Source organism: Phycicoccus mangrovi, assembly GCF_018729305.1.
GTDB lineage: Bacteria > Actinomycetota > Actinomycetes > Actinomycetales > Dermatophilaceae > Phycicoccus > Phycicoccus jejuensis.
Genome location: NZ_JAHHWP010000006.1, coordinates 143,725 through 170,182, shown reverse-complemented (window position 1 = coordinate 170,182; position 26,458 = coordinate 143,725). Strand labels below are relative to the sequence as shown.

Genomic DNA, 26,458 nt, shown 5'->3' with positions numbered 1-26,458 from the left:
AGGATGCCGAGATGGGCAAGCGCAAGGGCAAGGGGACGAAGGCCGGCCGGGCCGTCGAGGCGGCCGACCTCGAGGGCAAGGCGGCGAAGAAGGCACGCAAGAAGCGCGAGGCGGCAGCCGAGGCCCGCGCGGACGAGGCGGTCGAGGCCGCGTCCTGGTCGGAGGCCCTGCGGTTCCGTCCCGGCGTCCGGCTCAGTGACATCGACCCGCGCTCGACGCCCGGCTTCGACGGCAAGAAGTCAGACGGCGAGGAGGTCATGGTCGAGCTCCAGCAGCGGCTGTCCGACCTCCAGGAGCGGCTCTTCGCCGAGTCCAAGGGCGGCGGCACCCGCTCGGTGCTCCTCGTCATCCAGGGGATGGACACCTCGGGCAAGGGCGGCATCATGCGCCACGTCGTCGGCGCCGTCGACCCGCAGGGCGTGCGGATCACCTCCTTCAAGGCGCCGAGCGCCGAGGAGAAGCGGCACCCGTTCCTCTGGCGCATCCGCAGGGCGCTGCCGACGCCGGGGCTCATCGGCGTCTTCGACCGCTCGCACTACGAGGACGTGCTCATCGTCCGCGTCCACGACCTCGTGCCGCGCACGACGTGGTCGCGGCGCTACGGGCAGATCAACCGGTTCGAGGAGCAGGTCGTCGCCGACGGCACGACGGTCGTCAAGGTGATGATGCACCTCTCGCCCGAGGAGCAGAAGGAGCGCCTCGGGGAGCGGCTCTCGCGGGGCGACAAGTACTGGAAGTACAACCCCGGGGACCTCGACGAGCGCGCCCGGTGGACCGACTACATGGAGGCGTACCAGGTTGCGCTGGAGCGGTGCTCGACGGACGCCGCCCCTTGGCACGTCGTCCCCGCCGACCGCAAGTGGTACGCCCGGCTGGCCGTGACCAACCTCCTGCTCGAGGCGCTCGAGCGGATGGACCCGCAGTGGCCCGCGGCCGACTTCGACGTCGAGGCCGAGCGCGAGCGGCTCGAGCTCAGCCCCTGACCGGCCCGTCCGCGGCCCCGGGCGGTAGTGCCCGGTCGACGACGATGCCCGCCGTCGTGGCCCCGACGGCGTCCGACAGCGTCCCGAAGACCGCGCCGTGCTCGCGGCGGACGCGGCTCGCGACGAAGGCGTCGGCGACCGGGCCGGGGGAGTGGCGCACGAGGAGCGCCGCCTGCAGGGTGACGGCCAGCCGCTCGACGACGCGGCGCGCGTTCCAGGCGGCCTCGGGCTCCAGCGCCTCGGCCCCGGCGTGCTCGCACGCGTCGATGGCGGCGTCGAGCGCGGGGTCGTGCCCGCGGGCCAGGGCGAGCTCCTTGCCGAGCGCGGCGAGCGAGGCGGGCTCACGCGTCAGGGCGCGCAGCACGTCGAGCGCGCCGACGTTGCCGGAGCCCTCCCAGAGCGAGTTGAGCGGCGCCTCGCGGTAGAGGCGGGCGAGCCCGTTCTCCTCGACGTACCCGTTGCCGCCGAGGCACTCCAGCGCCTCGGCGACCATCGGCGCGGTGCGCTTGCACACCCAGAACTTGCCGAGGGCGACCCCGAGCCGCGCGAGCTCGTGCTCGCCGGCGTCGACGGCGTGGGCCAGGCGCATCCCGAGCACGGTGGCCGCCTCGGACTCCAGCGCGAGGTCGGCGAGCACGTTGCGCATGAGTGGCTGGTCGACGAGGGCCGCCCCGAAGGCCCGGCGGTGGCGGGCGTGGTGCACGGCACGGGTCAGCGCGGCCCGCATCGTCGCGGCCGAGCCGAGGACGCAGTCCAGCCGCGTCGAGGACACCATCTCGATGATGGTGCGGACCCCGCGCCCCTCGTCGCCGACGCGGGAGGCCCACGCGCCGTCGAGCTCGATCTCGGAGCTCGCGTTGGCGCGGTTGCCGAGCTTGTCCTTGAGCCGCTGGAGGTGGACCGCGTTGCGGGTGCCGTCGTCGAGGACGCGGGGGAGCAGGAAGCAGGTGAGCCCGCCGTCGGCCTGCGCGAGGACGAGGAAGCCGTCGCTCATCGGGGCGGAGCAGAACCACTTGTGGCCGGTCAGCCGGTAGGTCTCACCGGGCAGCGGGCCACCGGCGGCCGGGACGGCCCGCGTCGTGTTGGCGCGCACGTCCGAGCCCCCCTGCTTCTCGGTCATGCCCATGCCGAGGGTGAGGCCGGCCTTGTCGGTGCGCGGCCGCAGGACGGGGTCGTAGGCCCGGGCCGCGAGTCCCGGCACCCAGGCGTCGGCGAGCTCCGGCGCGTGGCGCAGCGCCGGCACGGCCGAGTAGGTCATCGAGACCGGGCAGAGGTGCGCCGCCTCGGCCTGGGACCAGAGGGTGAAGCCGGCCGCTCGCCGTGCGTGCGCCGCGCTGCCCGCCGGCCGCGTCCACGGTTCGGCGGTCAGCCCCTCGCCGACCGCCACCGCGAGCAGCCGGTGGTAGTCCGGGTGGTAGTCGACCTCGTCGAGGCGCTCACCCGTCGGCGCGTGCGTCCGGAGGACCGGCGGCACCCGGTCGGCGTGGTCCGCCCAGGCCCGCACCTCGGGGGTCCCGGCGAGCCGGCCGAGGTCCCCGAGCGCGTCGGCGCCGGCGGGGTCGGCGGGCCGGACCCAGCGCTCCACGGCCTCGGTGAGGGCCGCGTCCGCGGCGAGGACGTCGTGCCCCTCCATCGGCGGCACCTGGTTGGTCACGTCGTGGGTGCGCACCGATGCACTGTACGGCGGATACCGTGGTCGGCATGACCGACGCGAAGCGCCGCGTGAGCCGGGCCCTCGCGCGGGTCCCGGGGGCGCTGCCGGTCGCCCGGCTGACCGTCGTGACGACGCGGATCTGCCTGCGCTACCGGGTCACCGGGCTGGCCTCCGAGGCCGGCTTCTTCGCGCTGCTCTCGCTGCCGCCGCTCGTCCTCGGGCTCTTCGGCGGGCTCGGTTACCTCGGGGGAGCGCTCGGGCCGGACACCGTCGACGACGTGCGCGTGGCCATCCTCCGGTACGCGACGCAGTTCCTGACGCCCCAGGTCATCGACACCGTCCTCGGGCCGACGGTCGACGACGTCCTGCGCGGAGGCCGCTTCGACCTGCTGTCGATCGGCTTCGTCCTGTCGCTGTGGTCCGGCTCGCGCGCCGTCAACGTCTTCGTCGACACCATCTCGATCATGTACGGCCAGTCGGGCGTGCGCGGCATCATCCAGACCCGGGCGCTGTCGTTCTCGCTCTACGTCGTCGCGCTGCTCCTCGGGATCGTCACCATCCCCCTCGTCCTCCTCGGGCCGACGCTCCTCGGCGACCTCCTGCCGACCGCGTGGCACCCGCTGACGCTGCTCTACTGGCCGCTCGTCACCCTGCTGACCGTCGGGGGGCTCACCAGCCTCTACCACGTGTCCACGCCACGCCGGTCGCCGTGGACCCGGGACGTCCCGGGTGCCGTCCTCACCCTCGTCATCTGGGCGCTGGCCTCGTTCGTCGTGCGCGGCTCCATCGCCGCCTCGCTCGGCGGCACGTCGATCTACGGTCCGCTCTCGGCGCCGATCGTCATCCTCATCTGGCTCTACGCCCTGGCCATCGCCGTCCTCATCGGCGCCGCGCTCAACGGGGCCATCCGCGAGCTGTGGCCGGCCGACGAACGCCGCTCGCTGCACACGCGCCTCATCGACCGGATCCGCCACCGCTCGGTGGCCGCGCCGGCCGCGCCGCGCGACCCCTTCGGCGACTACCGGCGCACGGGCGAGACCGATGAGCTCGACCTGCGCAGCCTGCGCACCGCCGCCAACCAGCCGATCACGCCGCTCTCCAACGCCGCCGAGCCCGCCGAGACGCCGGCCTCGCGAGAGGTCCTCGCGGGCTCCGAGACCGACCGCTGAGCACCCGGCCGGCCTCCCGCGGCCCCGGTTTGGAGTTCGCGGCACGGGTCGGATACTGTTTCGGAGCACGCCGAGAGGGGATGCCGAAAGGGATCGCTTCCGACGCGCGCGGATGTAGCTCAGTTGGTAGAGCGCAACCTTGCCAAGGTTGAGGTCGCCGGTTCGAACCCGGTCATCCGCTCGGAGGGTTAGCCGCCCCCAATGGTGGAGTGGCCGAGAGGCGAGGCAGCGGCCTGCAAAGCCGCGTACACGGGTTCAAATCCCGTCTCCACCTCGAGTAGGACCCGACACGGGCGATTGGCGCAGCGGTAGCGCGCTTCCTTGACACGGAAGAGGTCACTGGTTCAAACCCAGTATCGCCCACCATGAAACCGCAGGTCAGGCCCCCTTTCGAGGGGGTCTGACTCGTTCCGAGGAACATGCGAGGAACAGCGGCTGAGCATCGTGTGTCACATGTTGGCCACGGCAGACCCGATCGGCGGTCCCGGGCCGTGAATCGGTGCCGGTCCGAGCCCGGCCTAGGCGCTGGCGGGAGAGGCCCTCCCGGTCTACCGCCACGAGACGGTCGGGCCTTGTGAGCGGGTCGCATGGTCGTTCGAGACGGCACCCTGGGGTGGCAGCCCCGCCGGTCGACTCGCCCACCGTTCACGCTTTGGCAGTGTCCGGCTCTCCGACCCGGACCCGCTGCGGTGGCTGGGTACTCCGAATCCACCCCACCCCACCCCACCCCGCGGCCCGCGAACCTCCCGGCATGGAGGACAAGAGTCTCCTCGCAACCTCGTGACAGGTCTTGCGCTCCGGAACTACGAATCCCCATCTCCGCCCGGGCTCCACGTGGCGAGCCGAAACCACCCGCAGAAGCCCATAGACCGTCAGAGCCCGCCCAGCAGTCCACCGATACCACCGGCCCGGCCGTCGAGGTCACGCTCAGCGATGCCCTCTCGCCGTCCTGAACGACAGCGAAACGGATAGGCCACGTCCTTGGGCAGCGCGCCGGACCTTCGCAGGTTCAGCGTCGTGACATGTCCAGCGCCCGGGCTGCAGCACGAGCGTGTGGTGGCGCGTCGTTCCGAGGCCGAGGCCGAGGTCGCTCGCGGGGGCGGTGTCGGCGCAACTAACGTCGGGTCGTCCGCAGAGGTTTCGCTACCGGTCGCCCGGTCCCTGTCGCGTAGCCATGGCGCCGCCAGCTGGTGGTCGGCCCAGATCGTGTCGAGGTGGATAGGCCCTCGTTCGCGCTGCGGACCCGGATGATGCGGTGGATGGCGGACAACAACTCAACCCAGCCGTCGGGCCGCACCTTGAGGAGGAACTGGGATGAGCTCCTGCAGGAGATTCGCGTGACTCAGACAGGAGTGCAGATTCTCACAGGTTTCTTGTTGACCGTGCCCTTTTCGGCGCGCTTCGGGGACCTCACGACGGCGCAGAAAGGGCTCTACCTTGCCGTCCTGGGCGGGGCGGTTCTCACGACCGGTCTGGTGGTGGCACCGGTGGCGTTTCATCGGTTGCTGTTTCGGCGGCGCCGACGCGAGCTGCTGGTGGACGCTGGAAACCGGCTGGCAATTTGGGGCCTTGCAATGCTCAGTGTGACCGTGGCCGGGGTGGTGACCTTGGTGGTCGACGTCGTCATCGGCGCCTGGGAGTCCGTGGTCGCAGGTGGGTTCGCATTGCTAGTGTTGGCCCTCCTCTGGGGGGTTTGCCCCGACTGGCCGACCGGATCGACGACACCCCACATAACCCCCCGCCCGATGCGGGACGTCCTTGATGCTGGTGAGTTGCCGCAGTTCGTCGTGACCTCGGAGCCTGTGTGCCGGGATCCTTCGTGGGCTTGCTCCTGGGACCGCAGGTCTTTGTGATGCGACACACGTCGCGTCGCGTCGATCACCCTACGGATCGAGGCGGCGAGTCCCCAACTAGCCGTGTGACCTGCAGCGATGGCATGGTCTGTTCATCGGTCGTCGTGTGATCGTGAGGATGGTTGACGTGGGCTGTCGTGTCGTGTCGGATGCCGTGGATTCGCGACGGCCGTGGCTGCCGCAGGTGGCCGTGGATCCCGAGTTGATCATCCGCGGATGCAACCGAGCATTCTCTCAGGCCATCGGTTGGCCGACCAGTGACCTGCTGGGATGCCCGGTCGCGCACGTGGTCGGCGATCGGCCACGAGAGGTTGTGGCCGATGGCGGGCCCCAGCTTCTGGCATCCCTCGAGCGAGTCCTCGATGGAGGCAAGGCCCACCACATGACGATCCAGCGGCATGACCTGCCTGCTTCAGGTCGCCACGGCGAGCTCATCCGCAAGTACTGGATGCCCATCAACCGCCCGATCCTCGACCACGGACGGGTGTGTGGGGTCCTACACGAAGTTCGCGACGTCACCTACCTCGACAGGTCCGTCATCACGTTGCTGGAGCGACTGCGGGACCTACGCCAGAGCGAGGGTGATCTTGGGGTCGATGGGACGCCTGTTGTGGTGGCCGTCACCGAACTCGTCGACCACGCCGTCCGCTTGGGTGCCGAGGCCGACCACCTGCGCCGAGCATTGACGTCCCGCGCGACAATCGATCAGGCCCGAGGTGTGGTGATGGCCGTGCAAGGTTGCGACCCGCAACAGGCCTTTGGCGTTCTTCGCAAACTCTCCAATGACCACAACGTACGCCTGGCTGACCTCGCGGCCGCGATTGTCCGCAATGTCGACGTCGTGGGCGAGTCCATGGGAGCGACGGACGCGAGTGCGGGCGCTTGCCCGCGCGCGACACGACCATGATCAGTTCGCAGCGGCCCACTCGGGGTGCGGCTCTTCCGGTTCCCGGACATCGGCGTCGTGCCGCCGGTGCACACCCCCAGGACGGTGCGCATCGCAGCGGTCTGGCCTCATCGAGTGGACTGGTCCGCTCAGGTATCTCTTCGCCAAGACCGACTCCAGGAGTCGATGCGGCACGGCGGGATCGCCATCGGGCATTTCGGCTCGGCCGGTGTCGTCGCCGTCTACGGCGTCGGTGTGCGCTCGCGCAGGATGCCCCCCCCGTGAAGGGGGCCGCGCGAGCGCAGCACGCCCGCGTTCTCACCGCGGGTCTCTCTGAACGCTGGGGACGACGTCGGTGGTGGCGACCAGCGCGTCGAGGGCTTGGACCAGGACCGCACGGTCGTCGGGCGACAACGTATCGACCAACCCGGCGAACACTTCGCGACGGTGGTCCATGACCGACTGAACGAGTCGGCGACCCTCCGGCGTGAGGGACAGCCGCACACGGCGTCGATCACTCGTCGCCTGCCGGCGCGCGATGAGCTTCGCAACGGCGAGTCGGTCGCACAACCGGGTGGCGCTGGACGGGTCGGTGCCAAGGGTTTCGGCGACGTCGGCGGTGCCGGCCTCGGGGTGGTCGGCGATGAACACGAGGACCCGGAGCTGGGTAGGGGTCACCCGTCCACCGGTGCGGGCCAGTGATGCAGCCAGGAACGCGTTGAACATCCGGGCCGCGCGCATCATGGCCTCGACGGCCTCGGTTTCCCCTTCGAGGGAGGGCGTCCTACCCATGGAGCTCCTCGTCGCATTAGTTGCCCAACAGCAAGTATCTTGACATGGTCGGCCACCTGGAAGGGAGTACGCATGTCACGAGTCGTCGCGATCACCGGAGCCAGCGGGGGGATCGGGCGGGCCACCGCCCGCGAGTTCGCGCGGCGTGGGGACTCCGTCGCGCTCCTCGCCCGGGGCGAGCGCGGGCTGGAGGCCGCGGCCGAGGAGGTGCGCGGGATGGGCGGCCGGCCGCTCGTCGTCCCGGTCGACGTGGCGGACGCCGACGCCGTCGAGTCCGCCGTCGAGCGGGTCGAGTCCGAGCTCGGGCCGGTCGACGTCTGGGTCAACGTCGCCTTCACGTCCGTCTTCGCCCGCTTCGACCACATCCGGCCCGAGGAGTACCGCCGCGTCACCGAGGTCAGCTACCTCGGCTACGTCTACGCGACGATGAGCATCCTGCGCCGGATGAAGGAGCGCGACCGGGGCACGATCGTGCACGTCGGCTCGACGCTCGCCTACCGCGGCATCCCGCTGCAGAGCGCCTACTGCGGGGCCAAGCACGCCATCCAGGGGTTCCACGAGTCGGTGCGTGCCGAGCTGCTGCACGAGAAGAGCCGGGTGCGGGTGACGATGGTGCAGATGCCGGCGGTCAACACCCCGCAGTTCTCGTGGGTGCTCTCCCGGCTGCCCGAGCAGGCCCAGCCGGTGCCCCCGATCTACCAGCCGGAGGTCGCGGCGCGCGCCGTCGTGTTCGCCGCCGACCACCCCAGGCGGCGGGAGTACTGGGTCGGCGCGTCGACCGTCGGCACGCTGCTCGCCAACGCGGTCGTGCCCGGGCTGCTCGACCGCTACCTGGGCCGCACCGGGTTCGCCTCGCAGCAGACCGGCGAGGCCAAGCCCGAGGACCAGCCGGCCAACCTGTGGGAGCCGGCGGACGGGCCGGACGGGCGCGACTTCGGGGCGCACGGCGCGTTCGACGGTCGCGCGCACGGGCGCAGCCCGCAGCAGTGGGCCGCGCACCACTACCCCGTGCTCGCCGGGGCCGGGGTGGCGCTCCTCGCCGGTGGCGCGGCGCTGGCGAGCCGGCGCCGGTGAGCGGGCGCATGCTGGTCGTCCGTCTCGCCGGGGTCGGTGGGATGGCCTGGGGCGCAGTGCTGCTCGCGCGCGGCGACGAGGTGTGGCGGCGGCTCGAGGCGCGTGACCCGGACGTCGTCGAGGAGCTCGGCATCCGCGCGCTGGGCGGGCGCCACCTCGTGCAGGGCTCGGCCCAGCTGCTGGCCCCACGGGCGACCGGCGGGGTCGCCCTCGCCGCCGCGGCGGTCACCCGCACCGGTCTCGGAGAGCGCTGATGACCGCGTCCACGAGCCGGATGCCGGTCGAGTTCGCACCCCATGTCCTGCGCGAGTACGCCCTGCTGGCCGACGGCCACCGAGGGGCGGTCATCGGGCCGCGGGGTGACGTCGGGTGGATGTGTGCACCGGGCTGGGACGACGAGCCGCTCTTCGCTCAGCTCGTCGGCGGCGCGGGTGTCTTCGCCGTGACGCCGAGCCGGCGGTGCGTGTGGGGCGGGTACTACGAGCCGGGCTCCCTGATCTGGCGGAGCCGATGGACCACGGATGTCGGCATCGTGGAGTGTCGCGAGGCGCTCGCCGCCCCCGCACACGAGCGGACGGCGGTGGTGCTGCGGCGGGTCGAGCCCCTCGACGAGGCCGCCGAGCTCGACGTCGTGCTCCGGCCCGCTGCAGGGTTCGGCGCGGGTCGGCGGCTGTCGTGGCAGGTGGAGGGCGGGGTGTGGACCGTCCGGGCCGGAGGACGCCGGCTGCGGCTGTCGGGGGTTGCCGGTGGCCACGTCGACGACCACGGGGTCCTGCGGGCCCGGCTCTCGGTCCCTCCGGGGACACGGCACGACCTCGTCCTGGAGGTGTCGGAGGGACGACTCCGCGGACGACCCCCGGACCCGGACCAGCTGTGGGAGGAGACTCGTGCGTACTGGAACGAGAGCGTCCCGGACCTGACGGGGAGCGTGGCTCCTCGCGATGCGCAGCACGCCTACGCGGTGCTCCGCGGGCTCACGGCGCCCGGAGGCGGCATGGTGGCGGCCGCGACGGTGGGGATGCCCGAGCGCGCGGAGGCGGGTCGCAACTATGACTACCGCTACGTCTGGCTCAGGGACCAGGCGTACGCCGGGCTCGCCGCCGCCGTCGCCGAGCCGCACGGGCTCCTCGACGAGGCGGTGCGGTTCACGACGGCGCGTGTCCTGGAACGAGGCCCTGACCTCGCCCCCGCCTACCGGCTCGACGGGTCGCTGCCCCCGCGCGAACGGCACCGGCGTGTCCCCGGGTATCCCGGCGGGAGGGTGGTCACCGGCAACTGGGTCCGGGGGCAGTTCCAGCTGGACACCGTCGGTGAGCTGTTGCAGCTGTACGCGGCGGCAGGGCGTCACGACCGGTTGCAGACCGACGACGTCCGCGCCGTGTCGGCGCTGGTCGACCTCGCCCGTGACCGCTGGACCGAACCGGACGCCGGCGTCTGGGAGCTCGAGGACGCGTGGTGGACCCACTCCCGGCTGGCCTGCGTCGCCGGGCTGCGCAGCGCGGCCTCTGTCGTGGCCCGCTCCGAGGCGTCCCGGCTGGAGACGCTGGCCGACGGCATCCTCGCGGAGACCTCGCGCCGGTGCCTGCGCCCGGACGGCGCGTGGCGACGCGCTCCAGGCCTCCACGGTGTCGACGCGTCGCTGCTGCTGGCGCCCGTGCGTGGCGCCCTCCCGGCGGCGGACCCGCGAAGCGCAGCGACTCTCGACGCGGTGACGCGCGAGCTGGTCCAGGACGGGTTCGTCTACCGGTACCGGCCCGACGAGAGACCGCTCGGTGACGCCGAGGGGGCCTTCCTCATGTGCGGATTCGCCATGAGCCTGGCCCTCCTGGAAGGGGGCGACCGAATCGGGGCGTTCCGGTGGTTCGAACGTCAGCGGTCGGCCTGTGGCCCGCCGGGCCTGTTCTCCGAGGAGTTCGACGTCCGCCAACGTCAGCTGCGGGGCAACCTGCCGCAGGGGTTCGTCCACGCCCTGCTGCTCGAGACCGCCCAGCGGCTTGCGTGACTGCTCCGACGCCTCAGTCGATGACCTCGTCGCGCACCGGGTCCTCCGGCGCCGGTACGTCCGCGGTGTCCAGGGTGAAGGGCGACACGACGTAGGGGTTGCCGTGGCCCAACGCAGTACTCACCGCGTCCAGCCAGGGTTCCGGCAGGCCGACGACCCCTCGGTCGGCAAGGCGCCGGACGAGCCGGCGACGCAGCTCGTCCGGAGAGAGCTCGCCGCGATGACGCACCAGGTCGTCGATGGCCTCCTGGATGACGACGTCGCGCCCACGCCGGTGCTGGAGACGCGGCGGCACCGAGTCGCCCGTCATCGCTACCCCTCCTCCCGGGTGCGTTCGGCACGGACCGCGTCGCGCAGCAGCTCGGCCAGGTGTCGCGGCCGGCGCTCGGTCAGGTGCTCGATCTGCTCACGGCAGGAGAAGCCGTCGGTGACCACCTGGGTCGCGGGTTCCGCCGCCCGCACCAGCGGCGCCATCTTGCGCTCCCCGACCCGGACCGAGACCTCGTACTTGTCCGCGGAGAACCCGAAGGACCCCGCCAGGCCACAGCACCCGGCGTCCATGACGTCGGCGTCGACGCCCATCCGGCGCAGCAACGCCTCCTCGGCGTCGGTGCCGAGGACGGCCACGTGGTGGCAGTGCATCTGGACCAAGGCCTCCTGCGGGAGAGGTGGCGGCTGGTAGCGCTGTCGCTCGAGGAACTCGGAGAGGATGAACGTCTGCTCGGACAGTCGCCGAGCGTCGTCGTCGCCCGGCAGCAGCCCGACGAGCTCGTCGCGGAACGCGGCCACGCAACTGGGCTCGACGCCCACCACCGGGACCCCGGCTCGGATGTCGTCGCGCAACGTGTCGAGCACCTGCCGCCACAGGTGCTCGGCCGTGGTGAGCATGCCGGCGTCGTACAGCGGCCGCCCGCAGCACAGCGGACGGGACGGCAGGGTCACTTGGTACCCGGCGTGCTCGAGCACCTCGACGGTCGCCTCGAGCACCTCGGACTCGAGGTAGTTGTTGAAGGTGTCGGGCCACAGGATGACCCGGTCGGTCTCGATCGGGGCGTCGGTGCCGTGCGGGTGCAGGGTGTTGCGCCGGCCGCCGTGCTGCATCGACAACGTCGAATAGGACTCTGCCCGGTAGCGCATCGCGTCGCCGTGGGTGATCGCCGCCGAACCGTCGTGGACCGGCCGCGGGGCATCCTCCCGGGGGCGGGCGCGGAACGACCGCGAGAACGGGGTCGACCGGAACCGCGGGATGGCGCGCTGGGTGGCGACCCCGCCGGCCTTCTGCAGCACCCGGGCCAGCACTCGGTTCTGGGTCACCGCGTTGACCAGGCGCGGTGCGCGGCTGGCGATGCGGGCCCACCAGTAGATGAGGGTGATGGCGTAGTCGCTGCGCGGGCGCAGCCGCCCCTTGTAGTAGTGCGAGAGGAACTCCGCCTTGTAGGTGGCCATGTCGACGTTGACGGGACACTCGTGCCTGCACGCCTTACACGCCAGGCACAGCTCGAGGGCGTCGGCGACGTGGTCGTCGCGCCACCCCGTCAGACCGTTGTCGTCCCGGAGCATCTCGAACAGCATCCGGGCGCGTCCGCGGGTGGAGTCCTCCTCCTCGCGGGTGGCCATGTAGCTGGGGCACATGCCGCCGGTGTCCACGTTGCGGCACTGGCCGACGCCGACGCAGCGGGCCGCGGCCTTGCCGAAGTCGTGGTCGTCGTCTGGGAAGGCGAAGTGCGTGCGCACCGGGGTGAGGCGGACGGCCGGCCCCCGCCTCAGGTCGTCCGTCGGCGCGTGGGGGCGCACGACCTTGCCGGGGTTCATCAGGTCCTCGGGGTCCCAGACGGCCTTGAACTCGGCGAATGCCTCGACGAGCTCCGAGCCGTACATGGTCTCGAGCAGGGCGGCGCGGGCCTGCCCGTCGCCGTGCTCTCCCGAGAGGGAACCGCCGTAGGAGGTGACCAGCTCGGCCGCGCGGCCGAGGAACTGCCGCCACTGGGTCACCCCGTGCGCGGTGTGCAAACGGAAGTCGATACGACAGTGGATGCAGCCCTGGCCGAAGTGTCCGTAGAGGGAGGCGTGGTAGTCGAACTCGTCGAGCAGGTCGCGGAAGTCGCGCAGGTAGTCGCCGACCTTCTCGGGCGGGACGGCCGCGTCCTCCCAGCCTGGGTGCGTCTCACCCATCCCCGGCACGTGGGCGGTCGCCCCTAGCCCGGACTCGCGGACCTGCCACAGCTTCTGGGCCTCCCAGGCGTCGGTGAAGGTCTTCGTCGACGGGGAGGTGTCGAGGTTCTCGCAGGCATCGACGAACCTGGCCGCCTGCTCGTCGGCGTCCGCCTTGTCGTCGGACCCGAACTCCACGAGGAGGAAGCCGTCGCCGTCCGGGAGCAGGTCGACGTCCTCCGGGTGCAGCCCCTTCGCCGTCATGAAGTCCACCAACTGTCGGTCGATGCCCTCGCAGGCCACCGGTCGGTGCTCGCGGACCATGGGGACGTGGTCGCCGGCAGTGGCGGCGTCGGTGAACCCGACGACCACGAGGGTGCGTTCCGGTCGCGCGCCGATGAGCTGCAACTTGGCCCGCAGCACGGTCACGCAGGTGCCCTCGGTGCCCACGAGGGCCTTGGCCACGTCGAACCCGTTCTCGTCCAGCAGCTGCGGCAGGTTGTACCCGGACACCCGGCGCGGGATCTGCGGGAACCCGGTGCGGATGGCCCCGAGGTGGCGGTCGCGCACGTCGCGCAGCCCCGCGAGGATGCGGCCGCGCTCGCCCCCGTCGGCGATCGCGGCATCGAGCTCCTCGCGGGAGGTGCGGCCGACGGTGAAGCGCGCGCCGTCGACGGTCAGGACGTCGAGCTCGAGGACCTGGTCGACGGTCAGGGGACCGGGGCCGTAGAACTCGGCCATCACCGAGTGGGTGCCGCAGGAGTTGTTGCCGATCATCCCGCCCAGCGTGTTCCGGTTGTGCGTGGCCGGGTCGGGTCCGTAGGTGAGGCCGTGCGCGGCGGCGGCGTCCCGCAGCCAGTCGAGGGTGCAGCCCGGCTGCACCCAGGCAGTCCGTTCCTCGGGGTCGATGGACTCGATCCCCGTCAGGTACTTGGAGAAGTCGATGACCACGCCGACGTTGCAGGTCTGCCCGGCCAGGCTCGTCCCGCCACCTCGGCTGGTCAACGGGATCTTGGCCTGCCGGCAGCAACGCACGGTCTCGACGACGTCCTCGACCGTTTGGGGCAGGACGACGCCGACCGGGAGCTGTCGGTAGTTGGACGCGTCGGTCGCGTAGGCTGCGCGGGTCCCCTCGTCGAATCGGACCTCACCGCTGACCCGGGAGGCGAGCTCTGCGGCGAGCGCGCGCACGTGGTCCGGGAGGGTGCCGCCGGCGTCGGAGTCCTCGACCGTGGTCATCCCGTCCCAGTGCACGGGCAGGCCGGTGCTGGTCATCGTCTCTCCTCGGGTCGGGTGCGGTAGCGCTCGATGTCGGCCCAGCGCACGTCGAGGCCGTGGCCCGGGCGTGCGCGGTCGGGGCGCAGGGCTCCGTCGACGGGCTGCAGGACTCCGTCGAAGACCATCGCCTCGAGCCGGACGTGGTCGGCGAAGTACTCCAGGTGGCGTGCGTGCCACACGGCAGTCAGGGCGTGCGCGCTCAGCTGGGGGGCACAGTGGGCCGACAGGTCGAGGCCGTGCGCGTCGGCGAGGGCGGCGACACGGAGCAGCCCGGTGATGCCGCCCACTCTCGTGACGTCGGCCTGGACGCAGTCAACTGCGCCGGCGTCGAGGAGACGCCGGGCGTGGGTGACGTCCCACCCGTACTCGCCGGCGGTGACCTCCATCCCGGCGGGAGCCCGGTCACGGAGTAGTCGCAGCCCGTCGAGGTCGTCGGAGGTGACGGGTTCCTCGAACCAGCGCACGCCGTGCTCAGCGAACCGCTCCGCGAGGAGGAGCGCCTGCTTGCGATGGTAGGCGCCGTTGGCGTCGACGAACACCTCCACCTGCGCGCCGACGGCCTCACGGACGAGGGCGACCCGCCGGGGGTCGTCGGCCGGGTCGCTGCCGACCTTGACCTTGACCGCGGGCAGGCCCTGCTCGGTCCAGGCGCGGACCTGCGCGGTCAGCGCCTCGTCGGTGAGGTTGGTGAACCCGCCACTGCCGTAGGCGATCACGTGGTCGTGGTAGCCGCCGAGGACGTCGACAAGGGGTCGGCCGACGAGGCGCGCCTTGAGGTCCCACAGGGCGATGTCGACGGCCGAGATCGCGGCGCTGACGGGTCCGCGCCGTCCCTGGTTGCGGACGGCGTGCGCCATCGCGCCCCATGCGGCGCCCACGGCCATCGGGTCCCGGCCGGTGACGACCGCGGCGAGGGTGTCCTCGACAACCGCGGCCGCGGCCCGTGGTGCGTAGGTGTAGCCGATGCCGGAGCGGCCGTCGGCGCGGGCCTCCACGACAACGATGGTGGTCGAGTCCCAGGTGAGGGTGCCGTCCGACTCCGGCTCCTCGAGCGGGACCTCGTAGACGTTTGCCTCGAGCGAGGACACCACGGCTGCGCCAGAGGGCGTGCCGTGCCGGCCCAAGGAGGTGTCCGGGTCGGTCACGACCGGGGGCCCCGCGCCCGCGCGAACAGCTCGGCTGCCATGGCACGGGCTCCCTCGATCGCCACCCGCCGGCCCTCCGGATCGCCGGAGACGAGGGCCTGGGCGAGACCCTTGGCCTGGTCGAGGGTGATGTGCGCCGGCAGCGGGGGGACGTTGCGGTCGACGATCGCGTCGATGAGGACCGGCCGGTCGGCGGCGAAGGCACGCTCCCACGCGTCGTCGACCTCGTCGGGGCGCTCCACCCGGATGCCTTCGAGCCCGAGGCTGCGGGCATAGCCGGCGTAGTCCATGGACTCCACGAGCTGAGCCGTGTCCCACCGGGGGTCGCCGACCTCGCGCATCTCCCAGGAGACCTGGTTGAGGTCGTCGTTGTGCAGGACGAGGACGACGAACGTCGGGTTCGCCCACTCCCGCCAGTGCCGCTTGACGGTGACCAGGCCGTTCATCCCCAGCATCTGGAACGCGCCGTCACCGATCGTGCACACGACCGGGCGGTCCGGGTACGCGAACTTGCCGGCCATCGCGTACGGCATGGCCGCCAGCATGGTCGCCAGCCGCCCGGAGAGGTTGCCCATCTGCTCGCCGCGCAGGTGGATGTGGTGGCCGTACCAGTCGGCGGTCGACCCGGCGTCCGCGGTGACGATGGCCCGTTCCGGCAACCGCTCGTTGAGGGAGTGGAAGACCCGGCGCGGGTTGACCGGGTCGGCATCGGCCATCGCGACCCGGGTCGTCTCCTGCACCCACTCACGCATGCCGGTGGCGATGCCCTCCTGCCACGACAGGTCCTCGGTCTGGCGCAGGTGGGGCAGCAGCCCCGCGAGGGTGGCCCGTGCGTCACCCCAGAGGTTGACCTCGGTCGGGTACCGGATCCCGAGGTGACCGGGGTCGGTGTCGATCTGGACGGCCCGGGCCTGACCGGTGGGCGGGAGGAACTCCGCATAGGGGAAGTTGGTGCCAACCAGCAGCAGGGTGTCGCAGTCCTGCATCATGTCGTAGCTCGGCCGCGAGCCCAGCAGCCCCAGCTGTTGGGTGTGGAAGGGTACGTCGGCAGGCACGACGTCCTTGCCGAGCAGGGCGGTGACGACGCCCGCCCCGAGCCGCTCGGCCACGGCGAGCACCTCCTCACGCGCGCCGCGGGCGCCGGCCCCGACGAGCATCGCCACCTTCTCACCGGCGTTGAGCACTTCGGCCGCGGCGCGCAGCGCGTCCTCGTCCGGGGCGAAGTGGGTCGAGGCGTAGCCGATCCCGCTGCGGGAGACGCCGTGCGCGACCTCCGGCTCCTCCATCTCCAGCTCTTGGACGTCCGAGGGCAGGATGACGACGGCCGGACCCCGGCGGGCCGCCGCGAGGCGCACCGCCTTGTCCACGACCAGCGGTGCGTGCTGCGCGGTGAGGACCGTCTGGACGAACACCGCAACGTCCGCGAACGTCCGTTCGAGGTTCAGCTCCTGCTGGAAGTCGGTCCCGGTCGCGACCCTCGCCTGCTGCCCCACGACGGCCACGACCGGCTGGTTGTCGCACCGCGCGTCGTACAACCCGTTGAGCAGGTGCGCCGCGCCGGGCCCGGAGGTCGCGATGCACACACCCACCTCTCCGGTGAACTTCGCATGGGCGGTCGCCATCAGCGCCGCCTCCTCCTCGTGGGTCGGACGGATGTACACGAAGTCCTTGCCGTCCCGCTCCGCCCGCCCCAGGGCGCCGTCGAACCCGCCGATCCCGTCTCCGGGGAAACCGTAGAACCGGTGCAGGTCCCAGGCGATCAGACGGTCGATCACGTAGTCGCTCACCGTGGTCATGCAACTGCCTCGCTCTCGTCGTCGGTCACCGGCCCGGTGATGGACCCGGTGACGAGCCCATACCCGGCGCCCGCCCGCACAACCAGTGCACGCCGCGGCTCTCGACCACCAGAGGGGCACCGGTCGGGCATGTACTTGTCGTACGCCTATAGATGACTATAGACAAATACCATGGTGATGCACATCGTGGCGGTCGGTGAGGAACCGGAGAGTCTGTCGGTGGCCCCGGGACACCCATCAGAGCTGCCCCTTGATCGGGCACACAGCACTGCACGGCGCGCTGCCCGCTGGGTCGCGGGTCCGACAGGCCCGAGGACACGAACATGCACTCCTTCACAGCTTCGACCCGCACCACGCTCATGTAGTCCAGAGGGCGACCCTGGTCCGTTGACCCGTACTGAGGCGCCCCTCGCCCTTGCCGCCCCGCGGCCGGTGGGCGAGGGATCGACGCACTCGTGCGGAAGGTGTGAATCGGGGCAGACTCGCGCACCGAGCCGCGCTCCCTCTTGGCTCCGGCGGGTCGACCATGCACGCAGCGGGAAGCCAAAAGGAGCCGGGAGCCGGCTGAGCGCGACGCCGCCTGGGGCCTGGCGGACGAGCAGCGACGTGCGATTCGGGCCGGACTAGTAGGTGGGTCAGTACCCATGACTACGGGACGGGACACTGCCGAGGACCAGACCTTCTGGGTGACGCCACTGCCGGTCGAGCGATCGGTGACCGTCGTCGTACGATGGCCGATCTTCGGCACCGCCGAGGCGCGTGCCGACTTCGACGGGGACGCGATCCGGGCCGCGGGTTCCGCTGCGCGGATCCTCGACCGGATGCACCGTCCTCGCGTCCGGCATCGGGCTGGTTCGCCCACCCGCCGCACCGCTAGGGCACCAGCGCCGACGGCGCGGACCAGAGATGGACGGTAGACGCCCTTGTGGCTCGTCTCGATGGCGATGACCTCGACGAGGCCGGGCTACCTGCCGACCTCGGCCGATCGCCCGCTGCCATTCAACGCGGCCACAGATCACCACGAGGGGGAACGTCCTTCGTGGCCGCTCGATGTGCCACGCGCCGCGGGCCGGCGTGCTAGTCCGCGCGATGAGGTCTGGCAATGGCGATGAGGTCGCGCACCGGGCCGGCGGGAGGGGTGGCGGTGCCGACCCAGCAGGCGCGGAAGTGGCGCCGGAGGTCGAGGTCGGCGACGTCGACGATGCGGAGGGTTCCCGAGCCGACGTCGCGGGTAACAAGGCGCCGGCTGAGAAAGGCGGGCGCGCTGCCGGCGATCACGGCCTCCCGAATTGCGACGACGCTGGTGAGCTCTACGTCCGGCTCGCGGGGGGTCAGGCGATGATGTGCCAGGGCTGCGCCGAGCACGTCGCGGGTTCCGGAACCGGGTTCGCGGCTGGTCAGGGACAGGGCCGCCACCTCCTCGGGAGACAGCGGTGTGCGGCGCCTGCTCAGCGGTGTGCCGGGTGCGGTGACCAGGACGAGGTCGTCGTGGGCGACGACGACGGAGCGCACTCCCACGGGCTTCGACACACCTTCGACGAAGCCCACGTGGGCCGAGCCCTCCTGGATCGCCTTGAGCACCTGTCGGCTGTTGGCCGCGGTCAGGGTCACGCCGGTGGGGGAGTGGGGACGGAGCTGGTGCAGGCGGACCAGCCAGCGTGGCATGAGGCTTTCTGCGACGGTCATGCTCGCCCACACCACCAGGTCGCGACCCCGGTCTCCCCGCAGCCCCTCGATGGCGGTGTCGATCTCCTCGGCCAGGTCCAGCAACCGGGTGGCCCACTCGGTGATGACCACGCCGGACTCGGTGAGCTCGGATCCGCGAGGTCCCCGTCGGACCAGCGTGACTCCGACCTGCGTCTCGACCGCCCGCAGCCGCTGGGAGGCGGCCTGCTGGGTGATGCCCTCGGCCCTGGCCGCGGCGCCGATGCTGCCGGCTCGGGCGACACCGACGGGTAGCCGCAACCCGTCGAGGTCGGGCACGCGCGACGCCATGGCCCGAGCGTAGCCCAGCCACAAGGGAACGTTGTGGATGCACGCTCGAGCGGGGTCTACTGAGACATCCGGCGAGGTCGAAGACTGGTGGACATGATCACCACGGATGTCGCCGACAGGGCCGACCGGCAGGACTTTCACAGTCCTGGTGAGGACGAGGCTGACCGTTCGCCGCTTCGGGCGTTGGAGGGCCAGTCGGCGTTCGGGTTCATCGGACCCAACTGGTTCGCGTCGGTGATGGGGACGGGGATCGTCGCCAACGCTGCGGCGAGGTTGCCCGTCCAGATCCCGGGTCTGCTCGCCGCCGCGCGAGTGGTGTGGGTGCTGGACGGGCTCCTGCTCGCCGCGGTGGTGGCGGCGACCGTCGTGCACTGGCGCCGTCACGGCGCGACGGCGCGCGGCCACCTCGACGACCCGACGATGTCCCATTTTTACGGGGCGCCCGCGATGGCCCTGATGACAGTCGGGGCCGGGGCTCTCCTGGTCGGCGTTCCTCTCGTCGGGGAGTCCGTCGCGGTCGGTATCGACGCGGTGCTGTGGACGGTGGGGACGGCGCTGGGCCTGTGGACGGCGGTCGCGGTCCCCTACAAGACGTTCACGGCGCACGAGGTGCGGCCGGACTCCGCGTTCGGCGGGTGGCTGATGCCGGTCGTGCCGCCGATGGTCAGCGCCGCTACCGGACCCCTGCTGCTGCCCCACCTACCGGCGGGTTCCTGGCAACAGGCGATGCAGCTGGCCTGCACCATGATGTTCGGTCTCACCCTGGTGACCAGTCTCGTCGTCATCACGTTGATCTGGAGCCGGTTGGCGCACCACAAGGTCGGAGCGGCGGCCGCGGTCCCGACCCTGTGGATCGTGCTGGGGCCGCTGGGCCAGTCGGTCACCGCCGCCCACACCCTGGGACACACCGCACCCGCCGTCCTGCCGGACCCGTACGCCTCGGCGTTCGAGGCCATGGGGCTGGTGTTCGGGCTGCCTATGTGGGGGTTCGCCATGCTGTGGCTCGCCTTGGCCGCCGCGATCACCGTGCACACCAGTCGGGCGCACCTGCCCTTCTCCCTGACCTGGTGGTCCTTCACCTTCCCTGTCGGTACCGTCGTGACGGGCACGTCCGGGCTCGCGGCTGTGACGCGTGCGCCCTTCCTCGACGTGGCCGCCGTGACGCTGTACGCCGGGCTGGTGCTTGCCTGGGCACTAATCGCGGTCCGCACCGCCGGCGGCGTTCGCACCGGCCGGCTGCTCGCCCGACCCAGGTGACGCACCGTGAGCAACACCCGGCCGCTTCTCACAGGTCGCCGAGGACCGCTGCTCGGCGCAGGGCGTTGACGGTCCGGACCCGCTGTTCGGCTCGATGCGCAACCGTTGGCCGGCGACGGATGCGGGGCCGCCAGGACCGTGCGGATGACCGGGTCGTCATGGAGCGTGAGGTAACGCATGACCCCATCGAGGGCTGGTCGGCCCAGGGTGACGATGACCCTGAGTTGCGGCAGGCACCGCAGGAGTGCGTGCAACGCGGGGCGTGCGTCATCGAGGTCGGCTCGGGTCGGCGGTCGTGCGGTAGCGGTGTCCGGGTGGGCCCAGGGCACGATGTTCCAGCGCAGGTAGTCCTTTCGCTGCAGGCCGGCGGCTTCTCGGCAGGACACGAGAGTGTGCACCGCGCGGCTCGCGCTGTCTTCGCCGCACGTTCCCGACGTCCCCTGCGCGACGGTCACGACCGCGGGTCGTTCTGTCAGGACGAGAATTCGTGCAGTCGTCCCGGCGCCCAACGGGTCGAAGCCCGGGACGAACCGCCGCCCCCCGCCCTCGACGGAGCGCCACTCTTCGGCCAACCGTGTGAGTTCAGGGGCGAGAGGGCGGTGCACCGTGAGTTCGCCTTTCCCTCGTGCCGCTGATGACCATGGTGACGGGCTGTGGCGGTCGTGGCTCCCCGCCGAAGGCCCGGCTCAAGCGTCCAGCGAGACAGTACGCCGAGCAGCAGAGCCCACGATGTCGACGGTGTCATCCGCGATCGGGGTCACGGGTTTGCGGACTCACGCCCCTCATGGAGGTGGGCGCTCCAGCGTTCCTCGATGTGGCCGAAGTGCCACACGGCGATGGCGAGAGCCCAGGCGAGGAGGAAGAGGGCGACGATGCTGTAGCCGGCGTAGTCCAGCGGGATGGCGGCGACTGCTGCGAGCGGACCGTCGTCGATGCGGGCCTGGTCGGCGATGACGCCGATGAGCTCGATGGTCCCGATGACCAGGGCCACCGCGACCGAGATCGCGGTGATGGTCATGTTGTAGAAGACCTTGCGGACGGGCTTGAGGAAGGCCCACCCGTAGGCGCCGTTCATCAGCACTCCGTCGGTGGTGTCCATCAGGCACATCCCGGCGGCGAAGAGGATCGGCAGGACGAGGATGGCGTAGAACGGCAGGCTGAACGCGGCCGCTCCGCCGGCCAGGACGAGCAGGCCGACCTCGGTGGCGGTGTCGAACCCGAGGCCGAAGAGCACACCGATCGGGTAAATGTGCCAGGGCTTGCGGACGGCCTTGGTGAGGCCACCGAGGAAGCGGTTCATCAAGCCGCGGTTGTTCAGGTGCTCCTCGAGCTCGGCCTCGTTGTACTCCCCGTGTCGCATCCGGCGGAAGACTCCGATGATCCCGATGAGCGCGGCCAGGTTCAGCAGGCCGAGGACCCACAGGAAGACGCCGGAGACGGAGGCGCCGATGACGCCGGTGACCGAGTGCAGCTCGGATCCGTCGTCCTCGACCTGGCCGGCGAGGGCCTTGACACCGACGGAGAGCAGAAAGGCCAGGACGAAGACGATCGTGGAGTGCCCGAGGGAGAACCAGAACCCCACGGACAGGGGTCGATGTGAGCGCCCCTGCTGGACGCGGTCGGTGAGCAGCTTGCGGGTGGTGTTGTCGACGGCCGCGATGTGGTCGGCGTCGAACGCGTGCCGCAGCCCGAAGGTGTAGGCCAGTATCGCGACCCCGACCGTGTACACCGGTGTGTCACCGCCCAACCGGTAGTGCTGAGGCACCACGACGGCCAGCAGCACCCCGAACCCCACGACGTGGAGGAGTGCGATGAACGCGTACATGCCGGTCAATGACCGCTTGTCGGTGCGGTCCAGGTCACGCACGAACTGCACGATGCGTCCGGCGGTCGACGGGCCGGTGGCGGGTGCCTCGGCTACGGTCACGATGGTCCCTCCCGGGAAGCTGGACGGGCGGTGCTCGGCGCGCGACATATTGCGAACCGCATGCAACAGGACCGAGTCAACACCCGGCGGCGGCCGTTGGTGCTGCCCGTGCGGGCAGTCGTCGGAGAAGCTCTCAGCGATCCCTCATCCGCAGAGCAGCGGCCCCACCGTCCGAGGGCGCGTGACCGCCTCGTCGTGACGTATGGGTCGGAGTCGTGGTGCCATGACGTTCGGCTAGGCGGGTTCGCCGTCCGTTCCCCCGCTGCACGCGGCGCCGGGCTCGGGGCTCTGCGGCCCCTGACGGTACTCGCGGACGAACTCGGCGACTCGGGGGTCGTCGACGCCGTCCAGGACGAGCTGGGCGCCCCAGGCGGAGGCGACCACGGGTGCGGGCAGGTCCTCGTGTGGCGAGACGACCACGTAGTCCGCTGGAAGGTTCGAGAAGAGGCTGTGGACCTGCCTGGCGGGGAGGTCGGGGGAGTAGGTGACCCACACGGCTCCGTGCTCCAGGGAGTGCACAGCGTTCTCGTTCGGCACGGGGGCGTCGTAGACGCCGCAGTTGAGCCATACGGGGTTGTGGTCGCCACCGACGGGCGGAGCCTGGTCGTAGGCGACCGGGGCCGTCACATGGGTGGAACTCGGCTCGTAGGTCGTGACCGCGTCGAGAGAGGGCCGGCTCGCCACGTCACGCGCCACGGTGAGGACGACCGCTCCGACGATGGCCAGCACGGCGAGGGAGGTGCCGACGACCCAGAGCCACCGAGTACGGCGTTCGCGGGCGCGCTGCTGGTTCTTCAGCTCCTCGAGCCGGGCACGGGAGGGACGATCGGGGCGGGCCAATGACGAGCTCCTTGCATTCGGGACTCGACCGGGGTCCGACCTTGGTCGAGGCGTGGGGGTGTGAGCGGCCGGGTCAGGCCGTGATCGAGGTGAGCGCAGCCTCGAGACGGGCCCGCGCGTCGTCTGCCACGCCGTGCAGCTCCTCGTTGCCGGTGACCTGCACCATGACCTCCGGATCCATCGCCTCGACGAGCACCCGGTCGTCCGACTCCCGGACGACGACGTTGCAGGGGAGGAGAAGGCCGATACCGGGCTCCGTCCGAAGTGCGTCGAGGGCGAGCGGCGGACGGCACGCTCCGAGAATCACCTGCGCCGGGATGGTCGCACCGGTCTTCGCCGCGAGGGTCTCGGCGATGTCGATCTCCGTGAGGACGCCGAAGCCGTACTCCTCCAGGGCGGCCCGGGTCCGCGTCAGAGCGTCTTCGAAGGGGCGGTCCGTCAAGACGGACAGGGCGTAGGGCATGGCTCATCCTCCTGTGGGGGTGTCGGACGTTCCGACGGTCGCAGTCCACTCCTCGGGCGGCTGTTGAGGATCCATGAACGTTGCGTCAAGACGGTGGACGGTTGCCCCGCCTCGTCGCCCGTGTCCGGGCGCGAGAGTCCCGACGGCCCCCGAGAACCGGGCGACGGACGGATCGGGCGATCTGCCCATCTTCGGCAGGCTGCCGACGCAGCGGATCACGGCGTAGACCACACCGCTCCACAGGAGGGAGAGGGCCACTCCGGCAGCGAGGAGGGACTGAATACTTCCCGTGACCTCGAACACGCGGTCCACGGTGACGAGCGCACATGAAGGCTCCGACGACGATCGTGTTGAGATTCCGTCAAGCCCGGGGCTCCGGCGCGTGCCGGAATTGCATCTACACGAAGTCTTCATGGTTCGGGCGGGCTGCCGGTCGTGGAACGGTCCGCACACTGGGATTACGGCGGGTGGACCGCCACCGACACCGGCTCTCGAGCGCGGGTCCTCATCCCGGAGGAGCCCACGTGGCGAACAAGACTCTGGCCGCCTCGCTCATGCTCGTCGCCGTGACGTTGACGGCGTGCGGCGGCACCACGAGCGAAGGGACAGCGACATCTCCGGAGATGTCGTCGTCTCCGTCCTCGACGACGTCCGCCACCTTCAACGACGCCGACGTCGCGTTCGCGACCGACATGATCTCTCATCACCGCCAGGCCGTCGAGATGGCCGAGCTGGCGGGCAGTCGGGCGGAGAGCCAGGAGGTCAAGGATCTCGCTGCGCAGATCCGAGACGCTCAGGACCCGGAGATCGAGACGATGTCCGGGTGGCTGAACGCATGGGGTCGGCCGATCCCGGCTGACATGAGCGGCATGGACATGTCGGGATCGATGCCCGGGATGATGAGCACCGCCGACATGGCGGCCTTGGGCGAGGCCGATGGTACGGACTTCGACACCCGGTTCCTCAGGATGATGGTGGCTCATCACGAAGGCGCCATCGAGATGGCACGCACCGAGATCTCGGACGGTGCCGACCCCGACGCCGTCGCTCTGGCGGGACAGATCGAGAAGGCGCAGACTGCAGAGATCGCGATGATGAAGAAGCTCCTCGGCTCCTGAGAGTCCCAAGGGTCAGGACCGCGTCGCGCAGAAGCAGGAGGTTCGTCATCGACGAGGCGAGGACGAGTGACGGGATGTCCCGTCGGGCGCTGGTGCTCGTCCTGCCCCTCGCGGCGGTGGGTGCCACGGGCTGCGGAGCGCAGGCGGAGAAGCCCGCGACTTCCGGCTCCCGGCGGCGCGACTGATGGACCCGGCCGCGTTCGCCGAGATGATCACGGAGCCGAGTGTGACGACGGTGAGCGTCCACACGCCGTACGAGGGGGAGCTCCCGGCGACCGATCTCTTCGTGGTCTTCGACCGGGTCCGTGAGGAGCGCGACCGCCTCCCTGCGGACCGGTCGGCCACGGTGGCGGTCTCCTGCCGCAGCGGGCGGATGAGCAGCGACGCGGCGCGCACCCTGGCCGAGCTGGGTACACGGACGTCGTGGACCTCGAGGGTGGGATGGACGCGTGCGAGGCCAGCGGCCGTCGCGTGGAACGGTCGCGGGGGCGGCTGACGTCCGCGGTGATCACACCGCAGCGACGACGCCCATCATCCCGAGGTCCTCGTGGTCGAGGATGTGGCAGTGGTAGACAGTCCGCCCGGGGTGGTTGCGGACGTCGACCCGGACGGTGATCTGTCCGTTCGCCGGCACGATGACGACGTCGCGCCATTCCGGCTCGGCGGACTCCTCGGGACCGACGATCTGCATGGGCCAGACGTGCAGGTGGAAGGGGTGGTCCATCGTCGTCGTGTTCGTGATGGTCCACTCCTCGACGGTCCCCAGCCGGAGCTCCTGGTCGACCCGGTCGGGGTCGAAGGTCCGTCCGTCGAAGCCGAACTCGGTCATGCCCATGCCCATCCCGCCGCCGGTCATCGTCAGCGTGCGGCTCCGGTCCACCTGGGCTCGGCGCAGGTCGCGGGCGGAGACCCCGGGGCCGCGCCACGGGACGGCTCGTGAGGCATCGGGCCCGGGTGTGACGGTGACCGCCGCGAGCGTGACGTCCGACGAGGTGTCGTCGCTGCCGCCCATCATTCCTCCGCCCATTCCCATCCCCATGTCCCCGCGGTCGTAGCCGCGGCTGCGGAGTGTCGTCGACCCGGTGGCCGAGGGCGAGACGAGGACGTCGACGCGGTTGCCGGGGGCGAGCAGCAGGGAGTCCCGCTGCTGCGGAGCGCGGAGAGCCTGGCCGTCGTAGCCGAGCAGCTGCCAGGGCCGGCCCTCCAACTCGAGGTCGAGGAAGCGGGAGGCGCAGGTGTTGACGACGCGCCACCGCTCGGTGGTCCCGGCGGCCACCTCGATGCGCGGCTGCTGGAGACCGTTGACGAGGACGAGCTCTCCCTCGCGGCCGAGCATGGCGTCCATGTGGTCGGCCGCGGCGACGGTGCCGTTGCTCATGAGGGTGGTGTCGCTGACGGCGAGGAGCCGGTCGCGGTCGACGACCGGCTCGTCGGGTCCGGTGACGACGATGGCGCCGAGCAGCCCGCCGAAGACCTGGTCGGTGACGGTCCCGTGGTGGTGCGGGTGGTATCAGAACGTGCCCGTCGGGTGGTCGTCGGGGATGCGGTACTCGTAGTCCGTGTCCGTGCCGGGGACGACGACGCGGAACACGTTGTCGCTCTTCCCGGTCGGTGAGACGTGCAGGCCGTGCGTGCGGAGGTTGGTGGCCTGGTCGAGGCGGTTGCGCAGGGTCACCCGCACCAGGTCCCCCGGGCGGACGACGAGCGTGGGTCCTGGCGAATGCCCGTTGTATCCCAGGGCGTGGGTGGACCGCCCTGCCAGGGTCACTCCGGGTGCGGCTTCCAGTACGACATCGAGCAGTCCGTCGGCGCTGCGCCTGACTGGCGGCTCGGCGAACGAGGCCCCGCCGGTCGAGGATCGGCCTACGGCCTGCCAGGTGCCCCAGGCCCCGACCGCGAGAGCGGCCGCGCCCAGGCCGCCCGCTGCGACCACGGCGCGTCGGCTCACCAGGGGTTGCGGGTCCGGCGTCATCGTCGCCGCCGGCCGGCGGCCCACCAGGCTGCGAGTGACACCAGTGCGACGAGGGCGACCGCGACCCCCCCCACCCGCGGAGACCGCCGACTCCCGGCCCGGC

Annotated in this window: 22 protein-coding genes, 3 tRNA genes and 1 pseudogene; 13 read left to right on the top strand and 13 right to left on the bottom strand. The window is 71.2% G+C overall.

From position 1 onward, the window contains the following. The first annotated feature begins 11 nt into the window (after positions 1 to 11). The gene (locus tag KMZ30_RS03460; protein WP_215511571.1) at positions 12 to 983 is read left to right on the top strand and encodes a polyphosphate kinase 2 family protein; all 972 of its coding nucleotides are present in this window, start codon (positions 12 to 14) and stop codon (positions 981 to 983) included. Here the strand turns inward: KMZ30_RS03460 and KMZ30_RS03455 are convergent. After that, complete coding sequence (locus tag KMZ30_RS03455; protein ID WP_215511572.1) at positions 973 to 2,652, bottom strand: acyl-CoA dehydrogenase family protein; 1,680 nt, start codon at positions 2,650 to 2,652, stop codon at positions 973 to 975. The genes KMZ30_RS03460 and KMZ30_RS03455 overlap by 11 nt on opposite strands. A gap of 32 nt (positions 2,653 to 2,684) precedes the next feature. Between KMZ30_RS03455 and KMZ30_RS03450 the strand changes: the two genes are divergently transcribed. The 6 genes from KMZ30_RS03450 (at position 2,685) to KMZ30_RS03425 (ending at position 6,566) form a co-directional block, all read left to right on the top strand. Continuing rightward, positions 2,685 to 3,806: a YihY/virulence factor BrkB family protein gene (locus KMZ30_RS03450; RefSeq protein ID WP_215511573.1), complete on the top strand. Its 1,122-nt coding sequence runs from the start codon at positions 2,685 to 2,687 to the stop codon at positions 3,804 to 3,806. A 108-nt stretch (positions 3,807 to 3,914) separates the two neighbouring features. Beyond that, positions 3,915 to 3,987 (top strand) — tRNA-Gly (locus KMZ30_RS03445). A gap of 22 nt (positions 3,988 to 4,009) precedes the next feature. Further along, positions 4,010 to 4,080, top strand: a tRNA-Cys gene (locus tag KMZ30_RS03440). Between the two features lie 17 nt (positions 4,081 to 4,097). After that, positions 4,098 to 4,172 (top strand) — tRNA-Val (locus KMZ30_RS03435). Between the two features lie 893 nt (positions 4,173 to 5,065). Then, positions 5,066 to 5,659, top strand: coding sequence for a DUF6328 family protein (locus KMZ30_RS03430; protein WP_215511574.1), 594 nt, complete (start codon positions 5,066 to 5,068; stop codon positions 5,657 to 5,659). Between the two features lie 118 nt (positions 5,660 to 5,777). Further along, positions 5,778 to 6,566, top strand: coding sequence for an ANTAR domain-containing protein (locus KMZ30_RS03425; RefSeq protein ID WP_215511575.1), 789 nt, complete (start codon positions 5,778 to 5,780; stop codon positions 6,564 to 6,566). Positions 6,567 to 6,863: 297 nt separating this feature from the next. Here the strand turns inward: KMZ30_RS03425 and KMZ30_RS03420 are convergent, their stop codons facing one another. Continuing rightward, the gene (locus tag KMZ30_RS03420; protein WP_215511576.1) at positions 6,864 to 7,337 is read right to left on the bottom strand and encodes a MarR family winged helix-turn-helix transcriptional regulator; all 474 of its coding nucleotides are present in this window, start codon (positions 7,335 to 7,337) and stop codon (positions 6,864 to 6,866) included. Positions 7,338 to 7,409: 72 nt separating this feature from the next. Between KMZ30_RS03420 and KMZ30_RS03415 the strand changes: the two genes are divergently transcribed. From KMZ30_RS03415 to KMZ30_RS03405, 3 genes are read left to right on the top strand one after another with little or no spacing between them, the layout of a single operon-like run. Further along, on the top strand, positions 7,410 to 8,411 hold the full coding sequence (locus tag KMZ30_RS03415) for an SDR family oxidoreductase (RefSeq protein ID WP_215511577.1): 1,002 nt from the start codon (positions 7,410 to 7,412) through the stop codon (positions 8,409 to 8,411). Further along, positions 8,408 to 8,665, top strand: a complete 258-nt coding sequence (locus KMZ30_RS03410; protein WP_215511578.1) for a hypothetical protein — start codon at positions 8,408 to 8,410, stop codon at positions 8,663 to 8,665. The genes KMZ30_RS03415 and KMZ30_RS03410 overlap by 4 nt, the downstream gene beginning before the upstream one ends. Beyond that, the gene (locus KMZ30_RS03405) at positions 8,665 to 10,413 is read left to right on the top strand and encodes a glycoside hydrolase family 15 protein (protein WP_215511579.1); all 1,749 of its coding nucleotides are present in this window, start codon (positions 8,665 to 8,667) and stop codon (positions 10,411 to 10,413) included. The genes KMZ30_RS03410 and KMZ30_RS03405 overlap by 1 nt, the downstream gene beginning before the upstream one ends. A gap of 13 nt (positions 10,414 to 10,426) precedes the next feature. Here the strand turns inward: KMZ30_RS03405 and KMZ30_RS03400 are convergent, their stop codons facing one another. The 5 genes from KMZ30_RS03400 to KMZ30_RS03380 all read right to left on the bottom strand — a co-directional run bounded on the left by KMZ30_RS03400 (position 10,427) and on the right by KMZ30_RS03380 (position 18,766). After that, positions 10,427 to 10,723, bottom strand: a complete 297-nt coding sequence (locus tag KMZ30_RS03400) for a hypothetical protein (protein WP_215511580.1) — start codon at positions 10,721 to 10,723, stop codon at positions 10,427 to 10,429. A gap of 2 nt (positions 10,724 to 10,725) precedes the next feature. Then, on the bottom strand, positions 10,726 to 13,839 hold the full coding sequence (locus KMZ30_RS03395) for an FAD-binding and (Fe-S)-binding domain-containing protein (RefSeq protein WP_215511581.1): 3,114 nt from the start codon (positions 13,837 to 13,839) through the stop codon (positions 10,726 to 10,728). Next, positions 13,836 to 14,987, bottom strand: coding sequence for an enolase C-terminal domain-like protein (locus tag KMZ30_RS03390; protein WP_308279563.1), 1,152 nt, complete (start codon positions 14,985 to 14,987; stop codon positions 13,836 to 13,838). Before KMZ30_RS03390 ends, KMZ30_RS03395 begins: the two co-directional genes overlap by 4 nt. Beyond that, a complete protein-coding gene (locus tag KMZ30_RS03385; RefSeq protein ID WP_215511582.1) occupies positions 14,984 to 16,783 on the bottom strand; it encodes a thiamine pyrophosphate-requiring protein in 1,800 nt (599 codons plus the stop codon). The genes KMZ30_RS03390 and KMZ30_RS03385 overlap by 4 nt, the downstream gene beginning before the upstream one ends. Positions 16,784 to 17,860: 1,077 nt before the next feature. After that, complete coding sequence (locus tag KMZ30_RS03380; protein ID WP_308284301.1) at positions 17,861 to 18,766, bottom strand: LysR family transcriptional regulator; 906 nt, start codon at positions 18,764 to 18,766, stop codon at positions 17,861 to 17,863. 105 nt (positions 18,767 to 18,871) lie between these two features. Between KMZ30_RS03380 and KMZ30_RS03375 the strand changes: the two genes are divergently transcribed. Beyond that, positions 18,872 to 20,035: a TDT family transporter gene (locus tag KMZ30_RS03375; RefSeq protein ID WP_215511584.1), complete on the top strand. Its 1,164-nt coding sequence runs from the start codon at positions 18,872 to 18,874 to the stop codon at positions 20,033 to 20,035. Between the two features lie 110 nt (positions 20,036 to 20,145). Here the strand turns inward: KMZ30_RS03375 and KMZ30_RS22710 are convergent. The 4 genes and pseudogenes from KMZ30_RS22710 to KMZ30_RS03355 all read right to left on the bottom strand — a co-directional run. Next, positions 20,146 to 20,640 (bottom strand): annotated as a pseudogene (locus tag KMZ30_RS22710) (uracil-DNA glycosylase family protein); the annotation flags it as partial. Between the two features lie 152 nt (positions 20,641 to 20,792). Further along, positions 20,793 to 21,962, bottom strand: coding sequence for a Nickel transporter NicT (gene nicT / locus KMZ30_RS03365; RefSeq protein ID WP_308279564.1), 1,170 nt, complete (start codon positions 21,960 to 21,962; stop codon positions 20,793 to 20,795). Positions 21,963 to 22,196: 234 nt separating this feature from the next. Further along, on the bottom strand, positions 22,197 to 22,802 hold the full coding sequence (locus tag KMZ30_RS03360) for a thioredoxin-like domain-containing protein (protein WP_215511586.1): 606 nt from the start codon (positions 22,800 to 22,802) through the stop codon (positions 22,197 to 22,199). Positions 22,803 to 22,875: 73 nt separating this feature from the next. Continuing rightward, entirely contained in the window at positions 22,876 to 23,265 is a 390-nt protein-coding gene (locus KMZ30_RS03355) for a DUF302 domain-containing protein (protein ID WP_215511587.1), read from the bottom strand. 524 nt (positions 23,266 to 23,789) lie between these two features. Here KMZ30_RS03355 and KMZ30_RS03350 point away from each other — a divergent pair. Both KMZ30_RS03350 and KMZ30_RS03345 read left to right on the top strand, forming a co-directional pair. Further along, positions 23,790 to 24,383 carry a DUF305 domain-containing protein gene (locus tag KMZ30_RS03350; protein ID WP_308279565.1) on the top strand — a complete coding sequence of 198 codons (594 nt, stop codon included), beginning with the start codon at positions 23,790 to 23,792 and terminating at the stop codon, positions 24,381 to 24,383. 184 nt (positions 24,384 to 24,567) lie between these two features. Continuing rightward, a complete protein-coding gene (locus KMZ30_RS03345; RefSeq protein WP_215511588.1) occupies positions 24,568 to 24,879 on the top strand; it encodes a rhodanese-like domain-containing protein in 312 nt (103 codons plus the stop codon). Positions 24,880 to 24,891: 12 nt separating this feature from the next. On the opposite strand, the gene KMZ30_RS22230 is transcribed toward KMZ30_RS03345, so the two are convergent. Together KMZ30_RS22230 and KMZ30_RS22225 are read right to left on the bottom strand one after the other, a co-directional pair. Next, positions 24,892 to 25,761 (bottom strand): multicopper oxidase family protein, encoded by an 870-nt coding sequence (locus tag KMZ30_RS22230; protein ID WP_308279566.1) that lies wholly within the window; start codon positions 25,759 to 25,761, stop codon positions 24,892 to 24,894. Between the two features lie 132 nt (positions 25,762 to 25,893). Continuing rightward, entirely contained in the window at positions 25,894 to 26,355 is a 462-nt protein-coding gene (locus tag KMZ30_RS22225; RefSeq protein WP_308284300.1) for a multicopper oxidase domain-containing protein, read from the bottom strand. Between the last annotated feature and the right edge of the window lie 103 nt (positions 26,356 to 26,458).

Excerpts from the sequence above, each read along its gene's own strand:
- KMZ30_RS03460 (WP_215511571.1), top strand. The coding sequence starts at position 12 with ATGGGCAAGCGCAAGGGCAAGGGGACGAAGGCCGGCCGGGCCGTCGAG.
- KMZ30_RS03450 (WP_215511573.1), top strand. The coding sequence starts at position 2,685 with ATGACCGACGCGAAGCGCCGCGTGAGCCGGGCCCTCGCGCGGGTCCCG.
- KMZ30_RS03430 (WP_215511574.1), top strand. The coding sequence starts at position 5,066 with ATGGCGGACAACAACTCAACCCAGCCGTCGGGCCGCACCTTGAGGAGG.
- KMZ30_RS03425 (WP_215511575.1), top strand. The coding sequence starts at position 5,778 with ATGGTTGACGTGGGCTGTCGTGTCGTGTCGGATGCCGTGGATTCGCGA.
- KMZ30_RS03420 (WP_215511576.1), bottom strand. The coding sequence starts at position 7,337 with ATGGGTAGGACGCCCTCCCTCGAAGGGGAAACCGAGGCCGTCGAGGCC.
- KMZ30_RS03415 (WP_215511577.1), top strand. The coding sequence starts at position 7,410 with ATGTCACGAGTCGTCGCGATCACCGGAGCCAGCGGGGGGATCGGGCGG.
- KMZ30_RS03405 (WP_215511579.1), top strand. The coding sequence starts at position 8,665 with ATGACCGCGTCCACGAGCCGGATGCCGGTCGAGTTCGCACCCCATGTC.
- KMZ30_RS03400 (WP_215511580.1), bottom strand. The coding sequence starts at position 10,723 with ATGACGGGCGACTCGGTGCCGCCGCGTCTCCAGCACCGGCGTGGGCGC.
- KMZ30_RS03395 (WP_215511581.1), bottom strand. The coding sequence starts at position 13,839 with ATGACCAGCACCGGCCTGCCCGTGCACTGGGACGGGATGACCACGGTC.
- KMZ30_RS03385 (WP_215511582.1), bottom strand. The coding sequence starts at position 16,783 with ATGACCACGGTGAGCGACTACGTGATCGACCGTCTGATCGCCTGGGAC.
- KMZ30_RS03375 (WP_215511584.1), top strand. The coding sequence starts at position 18,872 with ATGATCACCACGGATGTCGCCGACAGGGCCGACCGGCAGGACTTTCAC.
- KMZ30_RS03355 (WP_215511587.1), bottom strand. The coding sequence starts at position 23,265 with ATGCCCTACGCCCTGTCCGTCTTGACGGACCGCCCCTTCGAAGACGCT.
- KMZ30_RS03345 (WP_215511588.1), top strand. The coding sequence starts at position 24,568 with ATGGACCCGGCCGCGTTCGCCGAGATGATCACGGAGCCGAGTGTGACG.
- KMZ30_RS22230 (WP_308279566.1), bottom strand. The coding sequence starts at position 25,761 with ATGAGCAACGGCACCGTCGCCGCGGCCGACCACATGGACGCCATGCTC.
- KMZ30_RS22225 (WP_308284300.1), bottom strand. The coding sequence starts at position 26,355 with ATGACGCCGGACCCGCAACCCCTGGTGAGCCGACGCGCCGTGGTCGCA.